20 protein-coding genes are annotated in these 12716 nt (G+C 41.4%); 3 read left to right on the top strand and 17 right to left on the bottom strand.

All coding sequences use genetic code 11. The features are described 5' to 3' along the window. Positions 1–10: 10 nt before the first annotated feature. Entirely contained in the window at positions 11–667 is a 657-nt protein-coding gene (locus B1C82_RS14495) for a class II aldolase/adducin family protein (RefSeq protein ID WP_086448219.1), read from the top strand. After that, positions 664–1320, top strand: a complete 657-nt coding sequence (locus B1C82_RS14490) for a class II aldolase/adducin family protein (RefSeq protein WP_086448218.1) — start codon at positions 664–666, stop codon at positions 1318–1320. Before B1C82_RS14495 ends, B1C82_RS14490 begins: the two co-directional genes overlap by 4 nt. A gap of 220 nt (positions 1321–1540) precedes the next feature. On the opposite strand, the gene B1C82_RS14485 is transcribed toward B1C82_RS14490, so the two are convergent. Continuing rightward, on the bottom strand, positions 1541–2041 hold the full coding sequence (locus B1C82_RS14485; protein ID WP_086448217.1) for an LIC10604 family protein: 501 nt from the start codon (positions 2039–2041) through the stop codon (positions 1541–1543). 373 nt (positions 2042–2414) lie between these two features. Here B1C82_RS14485 and B1C82_RS14480 point away from each other — a divergent pair, with 373 nt between their 5' ends. Further along, entirely contained in the window at positions 2415–4400 is a 1986-nt protein-coding gene (locus tag B1C82_RS14480; protein ID WP_086448216.1) for a PP2C family protein-serine/threonine phosphatase, read from the top strand. A gap of 104 nt (positions 4401–4504) precedes the next feature. Here B1C82_RS14480 and rplQ read toward each other — a convergent pair whose 3' ends face one another. From rplQ to B1C82_RS14400, 16 genes are all read right to left on the bottom strand, one after another. After that, a complete protein-coding gene (gene rplQ / locus B1C82_RS14475; protein WP_086448215.1) occupies positions 4505–5089 on the bottom strand; it encodes a 50S ribosomal protein L17 in 585 nt (194 codons plus the stop codon). Position 5090: 1 nt separating this feature from the next. Next, positions 5091–6068, bottom strand: coding sequence for a DNA-directed RNA polymerase subunit alpha (locus B1C82_RS14470; RefSeq protein ID WP_008593478.1), 978 nt, complete (start codon positions 6066–6068; stop codon positions 5091–5093). 22 nt (positions 6069–6090) lie between these two features. Further along, positions 6091–6714, bottom strand: coding sequence for a 30S ribosomal protein S4 (rpsD, locus tag B1C82_RS14465; protein ID WP_086448214.1), 624 nt, complete (start codon positions 6712–6714; stop codon positions 6091–6093). Between the two features lie 12 nt (positions 6715–6726). Beyond that, positions 6727–7134: a 30S ribosomal protein S11 gene (gene rpsK, locus B1C82_RS14460; RefSeq protein ID WP_008595617.1), complete on the bottom strand. Its 408-nt coding sequence runs from the start codon at positions 7132–7134 to the stop codon at positions 6727–6729. A 2-nt stretch (positions 7135–7136) separates the two neighbouring features. Then, positions 7137–7514, bottom strand: coding sequence for a 30S ribosomal protein S13 (gene rpsM, locus B1C82_RS14455; protein ID WP_086448213.1), 378 nt, complete (start codon positions 7512–7514; stop codon positions 7137–7139). Between the two features lie 2 nt (positions 7515–7516). After that, entirely contained in the window at positions 7517–7630 is a 114-nt protein-coding gene (gene rpmJ, locus B1C82_RS14450) for a 50S ribosomal protein L36 (RefSeq protein WP_008594142.1), read from the bottom strand. Positions 7631–7639: 9 nt separating this feature from the next. Then, complete coding sequence (gene infA, locus B1C82_RS14445) at positions 7640–7858, bottom strand: translation initiation factor IF-1 (RefSeq protein ID WP_008595303.1); 219 nt, start codon at positions 7856–7858, stop codon at positions 7640–7642. 1 nt (position 7859) lies between these two features. Continuing rightward, positions 7860–8423: an adenylate kinase gene (locus B1C82_RS14440; protein WP_086448212.1), complete on the bottom strand. Its 564-nt coding sequence runs from the start codon at positions 8421–8423 to the stop codon at positions 7860–7862. Positions 8424–8427: 4 nt separating this feature from the next. Further along, positions 8428–9810 carry a preprotein translocase subunit SecY gene (secY, locus tag B1C82_RS14435; protein WP_086448211.1) on the bottom strand — a complete coding sequence of 461 codons (1383 nt, stop codon included), beginning with the start codon at positions 9808–9810 and terminating at the stop codon, positions 8428–8430. 123 nt (positions 9811–9933) lie between these two features. After that, positions 9934–10458, bottom strand: a complete 525-nt coding sequence (rplO, locus tag B1C82_RS14430) for a 50S ribosomal protein L15 (protein WP_086448210.1) — start codon at positions 10456–10458, stop codon at positions 9934–9936. Between the two features lie 13 nt (positions 10459–10471). Beyond that, positions 10472–10651, bottom strand: a complete 180-nt coding sequence (gene rpmD, locus B1C82_RS14425) for a 50S ribosomal protein L30 (RefSeq protein ID WP_008594182.1) — start codon at positions 10649–10651, stop codon at positions 10472–10474. 5 nt (positions 10652–10656) lie between these two features. Then, a complete protein-coding gene (rpsE, locus tag B1C82_RS14420; RefSeq protein WP_020770439.1) occupies positions 10657–11172 on the bottom strand; it encodes a 30S ribosomal protein S5 in 516 nt (171 codons plus the stop codon). A gap of 2 nt (positions 11173–11174) precedes the next feature. After that, positions 11175–11537 (bottom strand): 50S ribosomal protein L18, encoded by a 363-nt coding sequence (gene rplR, locus B1C82_RS14415; RefSeq protein ID WP_086448209.1) that lies wholly within the window; start codon positions 11535–11537, stop codon positions 11175–11177. 4 nt (positions 11538–11541) lie between these two features. Further along, complete coding sequence (gene rplF, locus B1C82_RS14410) at positions 11542–12081, bottom strand: 50S ribosomal protein L6 (RefSeq protein ID WP_086448208.1); 540 nt, start codon at positions 12079–12081, stop codon at positions 11542–11544. Between the two features lie 25 nt (positions 12082–12106). Then, positions 12107–12505 carry a 30S ribosomal protein S8 gene (gene rpsH, locus B1C82_RS14405; RefSeq protein WP_008594088.1) on the bottom strand — a complete coding sequence of 133 codons (399 nt, stop codon included), beginning with the start codon at positions 12503–12505 and terminating at the stop codon, positions 12107–12109. A 13-nt stretch (positions 12506–12518) separates the two neighbouring features. Beyond that, positions 12519–12704: a type Z 30S ribosomal protein S14 gene (locus tag B1C82_RS14400; protein WP_010513640.1), complete on the bottom strand. Its 186-nt coding sequence runs from the start codon at positions 12702–12704 to the stop codon at positions 12519–12521. Positions 12705–12716 lie beyond the last annotated feature (12 nt).

Below are 12716 nucleotides of genomic sequence, written 5' to 3'. Positions count from 1 at the left end.
GGAGAAGAAAATGGAAATAGATAAGGCCAAAAAAACCGTAAGAGATGCAGGGATCCGACTTCTTAAGTCTGGGTTGATCGCAAGAACTTGGGGAAATATCAGCCAACGTATCGATGAGAATTATTTTGCGATCACTCCTACCGGCAGGACATACGATGATCTAACTCCGGAAGAGATCGTGCAAGTAAACATCGAAGATCTAACTCATATCGGAAAGATCAAACCTTCTTATGAGAAAGGGCTTCATTCTGCAGCTTATAAACTCCGTCCGAATATAGGCGCAGTAATTCACACTCACCAACTACAAGCCGCAGTAGTTGCTGCAGCAAGGAAAGATGTTCCCGTTCTAAATCCGCAGATGAAAAAGATCATCGGTGGGCCGGTGCTTTGCACAGACTATTCTCTGCCTGGAACTAAAAAGCTGATAAAGATGGCGATCCATGCATTAGACAAATCAGGAAGTAAGGCAGTACTTTTAGCAAACCACGGAACTCTTTGTGTAGGAAAGGATATGGAAGATGCTTTTCAAGTAGCACTCGAATTAGAGAGGGTTTGCCAACTATTCATTGAGAAAGAATTCTTAAAAGTGTCCGGTTACAAAAAAGGAGATAGAGATTCTATCCGTTCTTGGTATCTCAAAAACTATGGACTGGTAAAAACAGCATGAAAGCTCCTGATAGCCCAATGGATCTTCAAAAATTTCTCCCTCAATTAGTGAAGGAAGGAATTTTAGCGAAGAACGGATGCGCAAGTGTTAAGATTGGAAAAAGTATTTGGATCACTCCTAAAAAAGCAGATCTAAACACGATCGGCAAGAAGCCTAAGACCGCTCTTTTAGAAATTCCTTTGGAAGAAAATCAAATCTTTCCGAAAGATATTCCTGATGAAGCAATACAACATCTTTCTCTTTATCTAGCGAGACCCGAATTTACTGTTATCTTTCATTCTACTCAAGAGAATGTGATGACATGTTCCATGGCAGGAGAAACCGTCCGACCTTATTTAGATGATATGGCTCAAATTGTAGGACCTAACGCTAAAGTGGTGCCTAACGTATCCGATGAGAAAGGTTTAAAAAAAATAGTCTCCGCAATCGGAAGAAGAAATGCAGTCTATCTTCAAAACGCAGGGGCTTTATGTGCTCACAAAAGTATAGATGATGCTCATGCAGTGTGCATGGTTTTGGAAAAAGCAAGTAAGGCCTTCGTAGAATCTAGAATCTTAGGCGGCGGGAAACCCGTCCCTTGGTTAGAGGCAGAAGCAATTAGATTTGTTTATCAGAGAAAATATTCTAAACAAGCAGAGAAGAACAGAGGATAAGATTCTATTGTTCTTATTATAGGTCTGGATTTGTTCGAGGGTGGCCCCACCCTCTTTGGGTGGGGGCTGGCCGGTGGGTACACTAGATCTCCCATATCACAAAAACGAATCTTTCACAAGCAGAATTTAGCCTCCTCCGCCTTGTTGGAATTCCAACAAAAAGAAATTTAAATCCTAATTCACAAGTCGTATCCACTTCTTCTGAGCATTCGTATCCCACTCACTTCTCTGATACTTCCAATTTTTTACTAAGATCTTCTAGATACGTTTTCAAAGTTGCATCATGACCAAATACAAATTTAGAAAGAACTCTGAATAAAGGATTCGTTACAAAACCCTTCTCCGTTATTTTTAGTTTAGAGTTTGGGCCATTCTGATTAATCTCAAATTCCCAACCACCGCCGAAAGGAAGATCTTCATTTAATATTTTATTTCTTAAATAATTCGGAAAACGTTCCTCGATAATTCCAAAACGGATATTATTTCCATGAGCATCTGATTCCATCCATATCTTATCAGATTCTATAGATACAGACTTTAAGCCGCTTCTCCAATTCTTATATTCACTAACATTACGAATAATTTTGTATATATTTTCCGGAGAAGAAGGAAAATTTCTCTCCACACTTGCAATATGATCTTTCGGAAGCAAATACCCAAAGAGCACAAGCAAAACTATAAATCCGGTTAAGCTAAATAGAATGACCCAAACAATTTTCATCCAATATCCCCTTACATTACGCTATCGTAGTATATGGACCAAACTTTACGTTTGATATCCAAACATTATAAATCTTACAAGCGGACCTAAATATTAAGAATAATAAACGAAAAAAGAGCCCAATATACTTTGCGGGTTAAATGACTCACAGAGCTTATCCGGCCGAAGAGTAAAAGAAAGTTATAAATTGCGAGATTGTTTTTAAAGAAGCCACTTACTTTTCTCTTATTTTTTTCCGTCTCAAGTATTTGGAGGCGAGATTATATTTTTACAACTATCCTACATTCTGTAAAAAATTTGTAGATGATACGTTCAAAAATATATTCACTAATCCAAATACTATAAGGCGATATCAAAAGAGGGCCGACTAGGGATGGAAGAAAAAAAGGAACTCATCACGGAGCGAATTATAGCCTCCGGTCCACTTACGATTAATCGAATTCGATTCGGTTTAGCGGGACTTTTTCTAGCCTCGCTTGCCGCATCCTGGACCCAAAGCTCCGCAGTTCAAAACGCAGCATACCTCATTGGAACTAGTTCTATGATAGGTTACGCGTTCTATAATTATTATTGTAATAAGAAATTTGGAATGATTCCTTCCATGGTCGGGAAGGTTTCCGTAATCGCGGATATAACGATCATATGCGTGGTCATGTTCGTCGCTTCGTGGACGGATCGAAATATGGCCTCCGGAGTGATCCGGCAGATGGTTTTATATGCCATTAATATGATTTTCATCGTTTATTCTGTACTTCTACTTTCTCCTACGGTAGCAAAACTCTCTGGAATCGTCAGTGTCGTAGGGCAAGGACTTGTGATCATTAACACCATCTTCAGAGGGGTGGAATTCACCGAAGACGAACTAAAGGTAATTTCTCCAGGATATGCATCCATTTCTGAACAGTCTTTAAAGTTAGTATTCTTAGCGGTGGTATCTTATATTACGCGAAGTGTAATCCTAATATTCCGCAGGATAGGCGCGGTAGAAGAAGAATATGCAAGCACGCTTGAACAAAAGGTCGACGAAAGAACGATAGAAGTCACAAAAAGAATGGAGGAAATCCAAGCTCTTAAAGTGCAGCAGGATGGGGATTATTATCTTACTTCTCTCTTGAGTAAACCACTCATGACAAATTGGAATACTTCCCAAGATGTAAGCACCATCTTCTATATAGAACAAAAGAAGAAGTTCACGTTCAAAAATAGAGAATCGGAATTAGGCGGGGACATTTGTATTAGCGGCAATCTTCTGTTCGGTTCTGAAAAGGAAAAATGGACCTTCTTCTTAAATGGAGATGCAATGGGAAAATCTCTGCAAGGTGCTGGAGGAGCAATCGTACTCGGGACCGCAGTGAATAATATTTTGTCCCGTTCCGCAAGCCATGGAAAAACAATCGAAATAAACCCGGAAGCATGGATGCTCCAGACTCATAGAGAGCTAGACGAAATTTTCAGAACATTCGATGGAACGATGATGGCCTCTGCGATCTTTGGACTTATACATGATAAAACAGGAAAGATATTCATACTGAACGCGGAACATCCTTGGCCTGTATTATTCAGAGATGATAGATCTTCTTTCTTGGCACCAGAACTTTCCTCATGGAAATTAGGATCTCCATTCGGAGCAAATATTAAAATTCATGAATCTTATCTGCAACCTGGAGACGTTCTGTTTCTAGGTTCGGACGGAAGAGATGATATCAATATCAGTTCAGACGGAATCAATTGGAAAATGAATGAGGACGAAAACTTATTCGTTCGCATAGTAGAAGATTCTAAAGGAGATCTAGACACGATCGCAGGCAAGCTGCACGGAGTAGGAGCAATTGCAGATGACCTTTCTCTCATCCGCATCGGTTATAAAGAATTAATAGATCCGGAACATCCTAAGTATAATGATGCAGTAGCAAAGTACAATCAAGCGAAACAACATATAGCAAAAAAAGAAGTACCAATAGCTCTCGAACTTCTAGAATTATCCTGGAACTTGGCTCCAAATTTTAAAGAATCTGCAAGATTGATCGGGCAGATATATTATGATAAAAAAGAATTCCCGAAAGCATCTAAATGGTTAGAGCGTTATTTGAATTTGGACCCTGAATCACACAATATTTGGTTCTTATTGTCCTTATGTTATAAGCATATGAAGGAATTCCAACGTGCAGCTGAAGCCGCGGAGAAGGTCCGGCATACCCAACCTCATCGTCTAGCGAACCTGATTAATCTTTCGGACAATTATAGACTTCTGAATAAATTCAAAGACGCAAGATCCGTATTAGAAAAGGCTAAAGAGTTAGATGGAGAAAGTGCACTCGTAGGCAAACTGGACGAGTTTCTAAAATCGAAAGGATTCTGATCGATCAGTTCTCACCAATCGTTATCCCTAAAAAAGAAAAAACCCCGATGCTGTTTCCAACACCGGGGCCCATATATCTCCCATCTCTTCGGGGATTATATATATTATTTTTTCTTCTTAGGAGCAGCTTTCTTAACTGCTTTTTTTGGAGCTGCAGGCTTTTTAGCTGCTTTAGGTTTAGGAGCAGCTTCTTTTTTAGGAGCCTTTTCCTTTTTAGCCGGAGCAGGGGCTGCCGCTTTTTCCTTTTTAGCGTCGGAAATAGCTTCTCTCTTATCTTTGATCTCTTTGATTAGAGAGGAACGATCCTTTCTGTTAGTGAGCTCTAAAATTCCTACTTCGGAATTGTCGGAAGCTCTGTTAATCATTTTCAGGATTCTAGTGTATCCGCCGTTTACAGCCGCATAACGAACTGCGATATCTTCAAAAAGTTTCGTAACAATATTACGATCCTTTATTCTTTTTAGAACTTCACGTTTATTGTGAAGTGCAACCGCAGGAGCGATATCAGTCGCGAGATTTCTTTTCGCTCTGGTGATGATCTTTTCAGCGTGAGAACGAACCACTTTCAATTTTGCTTGAGTGGATTCGATTCTCTCATATTTGAAAAGACTAGTGATCATGTTATTGATCAGAGCGTCTCTATGACCTTTTTCGCGGTTGAGATGTTTTACTTTATTTCTTTTGTTCATATTAGAAATCTCTCATTCCGAACGAAAGTCCTAAACCAGCAAGTTTTGACTTCAGTTCTGCGAGACCTTGCTCGCTATAATGTTTAGATTTGGACATCTCTTCTTCAGATCTCTTCACGAGGTCTCCAACGAAGTCGATTTCCAAACTGCGAAGAACGTTCAGAGAACGTACAGAAAGTTCGAGTTCTTCCACATGTTTGGAAAGGGAAGCTTTCAATTTTTCGTCTGCTTCGTCTAACTCGTCTTCTTCTTCCTCTAATTCTTCTTCGAAGTTGATGAATACTGTAAGGTGTTCTTTAAGGATTTTAGCCGCTTGAGCAACTGCATCCTCAGGAGAAATGGATCCGTCTGTCCAAACTTCCAGAGTCAATTTTTCGTAATCGGATCTCTGAGCCACACGGGTCTCAGAAATTTCAAAAATTACTTTTTGAACTGGAGAGAAGATAGAGTCGATTGGGATAGTTCCAAGAACTTCAATATCCTTCTTCTTATCTTCTGCAGGAACGTATCCTCTTCCTCTTTGAATTTCCAGATCCAATACAAGGTTCGCGTCTTCATTCAAAGTTGCGATGTGTAGATCCGGGTTCATGATCTCGATGGAAGAATCCACAGCCAGGTCTCCGGCTCTGAAATATCCTGCACCTTTCAATTCCAAATGGATAACTTTGCTTTGGTCCTTGTCCTCTGGCTCGTATTTAATACGAACTTGTTTGAGGTTTAGGATGATACGAGTAACGTCTTCAGCGACTCCTTCGATATAAGAGAACTCATGGTTCACACCTTCGATGCGAAGAGCGGAAATAGCCGCACCTTCGATAGAAGACATTAGAGTTCTACGAAGAGAGTTTCCGATTGTGGTCGCAAAACCGCGCTCGAAAGGTTCCGCTACGAATTTTCCGTAGTTCGGAGTATTCGCTTCCGTAGTAAATTCGATCTTTTTGGGACGTTTAAATCCTTTGAGTAAACTTTTTAGAGACACTTAGAAACCCTTCCCAATAAAATTACTTGGAGTACAACTCCACGATCACCTGTTCTTTCACTGGAATGTCGATATGATGACGTTCCGGCAAAGACAGAATTTCTCCTGAGAACTGAATGAAATCAGAAGACACCCAAGAAGGAATATTATTCAGAGACTGAGCCAGTTGGATATTCTGGGTAATAAAACCAGAAGTTCTGAATTTAGGTTTGATCTCGATCTTATCGCCTACTTTCAAGCGGAAAGATGGAATATCAACTTTCTCGCCGTTTACCAGAATATGGTTATGAGCGATAAAGTTTCTCGCCTGACGTCTAGTCACTGCGAAACCTAAACGATATACTGCGTTATCCAATCTTCTTTCCAAAAGTTGGAGAAGAATTTCACCGGTTACACCGTGAGCGTGAGACGCTTCTTCATAAAGGCTACGGAATTGTTTTTCTAAAAGTCCATAAGCTCTTTTCAACTTCTGTTTTTCACGAAGCTGAGAACCGTATTCGGAAATTTTCGGTTTCCTTTTAGGTTGCATTCCAGGAGGTCCCTTTTTGTGGAACTTATCTCTATTGAAAGTAAAACTGGATTTGAGGTAAAGGTTAACACCTTCTCTCCTCATTAGTTTAACGACAGGTCCTCTATATCTTGCCATATTATTCCTACCTTAAACCCTTCTTCTCTTACGTGGACGACAACCGTTATGAGGTAAAGGTGTAACGTCCTTAATCATCTTAATAGAAAGTCCTCTAGCTACTAAGGAACGGATTGCAGATTCGCGTCCGATACCTGGGCCAGAAACCAGAACATCTACTTCAGCTAAACCGGTAGAATCGATTGCTTTCTCGGCAGCATTTCCCGCAGCGATCTGAGCCGCATATGGAGTAGATTTTTTGGATCCACGGAAACCCATTGCACCAGCAGTTGACCAAGACAGAGTGTTTCCCGCTAAGTCAGTGATAGTGATAATGGTATTGTTAAAAGAAGCGGTGATATAGACCTTTCCACGAGGAACGACCTTTTTCTCCTTCTTCTTAACCTTTTTCTCTTTTTTGCCTTTTTTATCTTCAGCCATGATTACTTAGTCACCTTCTTCTTATTGGCAACGGTCTTCTTAACACCCTTACGAGTACGGGCATTTGTTCTGGTTCTTTGACCGCGAACTGGAAGACCTCTTCTATGACGCAGGCCTCTGTAACATCCGATATCCATCAATCTTTTGATATTGAGTTGGTTTTCGGAGCGAAGATCTCCTTCTACCTTGATACTTTCTTCGATCGCTTTTCTGAGAGCAGCTTCTTGAGTGTCAGTTAAGTCTTTCACTCGGATTGCCTCATCAACTCCCGCTTTCGCGAGAAGTTTGCGAGAAGTAGATCGGCCGATACCAAAAATATAGGTCAGACCAACAACGATTCTTTTTTCTCTTGGAAGATCGATACCTGCGATACGAGCCATGATTATGCTTGCCTTTGCTTGTGTTTAGGGTTGGTGCAGATCACTCTGATCACACCTTTTCTTCTGATAACTTTGCAGCTAGTGCAGATTTTTTTTACGGAAGTTCTTACTTTCATAACGTGTTCCTATTTTTTGCGGTAGGTAATCCTACCCTTGGTCAAATCGTAAGGAGAAAGTTCCACGGTGACTTTGTCGCCTGGAAGGATCCTGATATAATGCATTCTCATTTTACCGGAAATATGGGCCAAAACTTTATGACCATTTTCCAGTTCAACCCGGAACATTGCGTTTGGGAGAGGTTCCAAAACGGTACCGTCCACGGTGATTGCATCTTCTTTCGCCAAGTTAAGCTAACTCCTTCTCGATCAGTTTTGTGACTGTATCCAAGTTCCCCACTCCGTTTACACGGGAGAGATTTCCTTTTGCAGCATAGTAGTCCAATAATGGAAGAGTCTTCTTGTTATAAGTTTCCAAACGACTCTTGATCGTAGTCTCGTTGTCGTCGGAACGACCTTCGATTTCTGCACGTTTTAATAAACGTTCCAGAAGTTCTTGATCAGGAACTTCTAGATTGATCGCTCTTTTGATTTTCAAACCTTCTGTGCTTAGGATTTTATCCAATGCATCAGCTTGCTCTACAGTTCTTGGAAATCCATCCAATAAGAATCCGTTTTTGCAATCAGGTTCAACCAAACGATCTTTGATAATGCCAATAACAACTGAATCCGGAACTAGATCTCCGGCATCCATGTATCTCTTTGCTTCTAATCCCATTTGGGTACCATTTTTAACAGCCGCTCTCAGAATATCTCCTGTAGAGATCTGAGGGATTCCCAAAGTGTCGCAAAGAATCTTTGCTTGGGTGCCTTTACCAGCACCCGGAGGGCCCATGAAAATGATGGAATTCATTTTCTTATGACCTTCCCTTGATTTTAGTTTTTTTCAAGAAACCATCATAGTTTCTCATAAGCAATTGAGACTCTAATTGTTTCAGAGTTTCCAAAGCCACCCCTACCATGATGAGTAGAGAAGTTCCACCGAAAGTGTAAACCAAGGATCCACCACCGGAGTTAGTCCCTAAATTCAAGAAACGAATAATGATATAAGGAGCTAATGCAAGTCCTGCTAAGAAAACTGCACCAGGAAGAGTGATCCTGTTTAGGACCTTCTCAATATATTCCTTAGTATGAGAACCTGGACGAATCCCAGGAATGAATCCATTATACTTACGAAGATTCTCCGCAAGTTCTCCCGGATTGAATTGGATTGCAGTATAGAAATATGCAAAGAACACGATTAGCGCAATATACACGAAGAAATAGAACGCAGCGTGATACCAAGTCTGAGAGAATGGATTCAAATAATCCAATAGAAGAACCCAACCCGCCCAGTTAGGAAGCTCGGATATCTGTTGGATAATTGTTTGAGGAAAAAGTAATAAAGAAGAAGCGAATATGATCGGCATTACGCTCGCGCCATTCACTTTGAAAGGAATGCTTTGAGACTTAGCTTGGACCATTTTTCTTCCCACCATTTGTTTTCCGTACTGTAAAGGAACCTTACGGACACCTTGGGTAAGAAGAACAGTTAACGCGATGAGTAGAATGAATAAAAGAAGAAGGATGATAATGTTCAGTCCGTCTACGAAGTTCTCACGGAACAACTGAGCTACGGAAACTGGAAGACGTCCTACGATACCGGCAAAGATCAAAAGAGAAATTCCGTTACCGATCCCTCTCTCAGTGATTTGCTCACCTAACCAGATCAAAAGAACTGTTCCAGTTGTAATGGATAATAAAGCGATAAAGAAGAACCAAGATTCAACAGAAGAGTGGATGAGTCCCGGGTGAAGAGCAGGCGCATTGTCTGCTCCGTAAGACCAACGTTGAGCCAAACGGATAACCGCTAAAGACTGAACTCCACAAAGTAGGATAGTTCCGTACTTAGTATATTGGCTGATCTTCTTACGACCTTCTTCTCCTTCTTTTTGGAGTTTTTGTAAAGAAGGAACAAGAACCATCACTAACTGCATAATGATGGAAGAAGAAATATAAGGCATGATCCCTAATGCGAAAATGGAGAAGTTCAGAAGAGCTCCTCCCGCAAACATATCGAACATTCCTACAAGACCTTCGGCTGCATTTGCATCTAGAGCGATTGCGGAAACTACTTTAGGATCGATACCTGGGATGGTAATATGAGTTCCAAGACGGAAGAGTAAGAGCATGCCAAGAGTAAAGAAAACCTTGTTCCTCAACTCTGGAATTTTGAAAATATTTGCAATCGAAGTCAGCATGCGGCTTTGTTCTCTTTCCTTAGTCCTTGGTCATTCCCCTTTCGGGCAAAAGGGACTCAAACATTGAGTCCCTCTATAAACATAAAAGAATCGGTCTTCCAAACGGTCGAAAAACGACTCGGATTAAGCTTCTTTAGAAGCTAATTCTGAGCGAAGTTTAATGGAACCGCCTGCTTTCTCTATCTTTTCCTTAGCAGAAGCGGAGAATCCATCCGCTACTATATGCACGGCTTTTGTGATCTCACCGGTTCCCAGAATCTTGAAAAGAGAGCTCTCTTTATCAAGAATCTTCGATTCAACCATAATTTTGGCATCTATGTTGCCGGTCAACCCGCTTTTCTCTATGTCTCTGAGGTTGATTGGGAAGAAATCCTTATGAAAAATAGAAGTAAATCCGCGTTTTGGGAGTCTTCTGTGGATAGGCATCTGCCCACCTTCGAATCCTCTACGAACGGTATTACGAGCATACTGTCCTTTGGATCCGCGGCCCCCAGTTTTACCGGTTTTGGAACCGATACCACGACCTAAACGTTTTTTGTTCTTAGTAGAACCTGCTGGAACTGGAATGATGTTCCCTGCTGGCTTATCTCCCTTTTCTTCGCGCTCCTTTCCGAACGCTAGGGCAGCCTTAATTCTTTCTTTACTCATTTCCCTTACCTAATTACGCCTTTTCGACTCGGACCAGGTGTTGAACGTCATTGATCATTCCTTTCACCTGCGGAGTTAGAGTATGTTTTCTTTGTTGTCCGGTTTTACGGAGTCCCAAAGCAGCCAGAGTTAGCTTCTGGCCTTTTTTAATCCCGATATTACTTTTGATCTGAGTAACGATTACGGTTTCCATGTTTATTATCCTACGTCGTTTCCGAAAAGACGAGCCAGAGTGATTCCTCTTTTACGAGCTGCTAATACCGGAGTCTCCAATTGTTGAAGAGCGTCCAGAGTCGCCTTTACGATGTTTACTGGATTCGAAGAACCCCAAGATTTGCTAAGAATATCTTGGATTCCAACCTTCTCCACTACCGAACGAACGGATCCACCAGCAATGATTCCAGTTCCCGCAGTAGACGGTTTTAGAATCACTCTTGCCGATTTGAATTTTCCGATCACTTCATGAGGAATGGTATGTCCTCTGAATTGGATTTTCACCAAATTCTTCTTAGCAGACTCGATGGATTTACGGATCGCGTCTGGAACCTCGTTCGCTTTACCGAATCCGATCCCTACTTTACCTTTTGCATCTCCAACTACTGTCAGAGCGTTAAAGGAGAAACGACGTCCACCTTTTACAACTTTAGCAACACGATCGATCTTTACGACCTTCTCGTTAAACTCTTTCTGTTCTTGATCTTGTTCGTATGCCATTATTAGAACTCCAGTCCTGCTTCTCTAGCCGCGTCCGCGAAAGCCGCGATTCTTCCGTGGTAGATCATTCCGGAACGATCCAGCATAACTACCTTCACACCTTTAGAAGCGGCTCTCTCTCCGATCGCTTTTCCCAAAGCTTTAGCAGCTTCTTTATCTTTGCGGCTTTTGCCACCAAAAGTAGCTTCTAAAGTAGAAGCAGCTACCAAAGTAGTTCCTTGGCCATCATCTACGATCTGGCAGGAAAGATAACGATTGGATTTATTGAATACCAATCTAGGGCGAGAGCTAGATTGTCTCAGTTTGAATCTGGAACGCTCTGCTCTTCTGCGTTTGGCTGCGATTTTTTTCAGTTTATTAATCATGGCCTTACTTCTTACCGGTTTTTCCGGCCTTTCTCTTGATAAATTCGTCGTTGTACTTGATCCCTTTACCTTTATAAGGCTCAGGAGGTCTCTTAGAACGGATATCCGCCGCAACTTGTCCGACTAGCTGTTTGTCGATTCCGGAAATTTTGATCTTCACTTGTTCAATGACTTCGATCTTAATTCCTTTAGGAGCCTTGTAAACAACCTCGTGGGAATATCCAAGGTTCATCACCAGATCTTCACCGCGCTTAGCAGCACGATAACCAACCCCTGTGATCTCCAGGTTTTTTTCCCAACCAGCGGTCACACCCTTTACGCTGTTCATAAGAAGAGCGCGGGTCAATCCGTGAAGAGCTACAACGTTTTGCTCTTCGCTGGATCTTTCTAATTTTACAGTTCCACCCTCGTTTTTCAGAGAGATTCCTGCAAAAATAGGAGTTTGTAACTCACCTAGAGGACCTTTCACTCTAATTACAGTAGTGTCCTGCTTTACTTCCACTTTATCCGGAAGTTTGATTTCTGCTTTTCCAATCCTGGACATAGGTCTTTATAAGTTTCCGTTACTCTTAAGAGAGTTTACAGATAACCTCTCCTCCTACGCGTAATTTCCTAGCTTTTTTGCCGGTCATAACTCCCTTGGAAGTAGAGAGAATCATAGTTCCCATATTGTTTTTATACGGGCGGATCTCTTCGCTTTTCATGTAAACTCTACGACCAGGTTTAGATACACGAACTAACTCGCGGATCACAGGTCTTTTAGTTACATCGTATTTCAAAGCAACTTTGAAATCTTCGAAACTTCCGTTAGTCACCGGCTCATAGCCGTTGATAAATCCTTCTTCTTTTAATAACTCCAGAATAGAACGTTTGATCTTACTTCCTGGAATCACACAACTTTCATGTTTCGCACGACCAGCATTACGAATGCGGGTCAGCATATCACCGATTGGATCAGATAAACTCATTATAATGTCCTCCTTACCAAGATGCCTTAACTACTCCCGGGATTTGAGCTTGGCTAGCAAGCTTCCGGAAGCAAATTCTGCACATGTCGAATCTTCTTAGGTAACCGCGAGGGCGTCCGCAAAGTGGGCAACGATTGTGAACCCTTACTTTGAATTTCTTTTTTTTCTTATGTCTTTCGATTAAAGAGGTCTTAGCCATGATTGCGGGCTC

It is taken from the genome of Leptospira venezuelensis, assembly GCF_002150035.1.
In the GTDB taxonomy this organism is placed as follows: Bacteria; Spirochaetota; Leptospiria; order Leptospirales; family Leptospiraceae; genus Leptospira_B; species Leptospira_B venezuelensis.
Note: the sequence above shows the minus strand (reverse complement) of the source record. Positions and strands in the feature narration are given on the sequence as shown.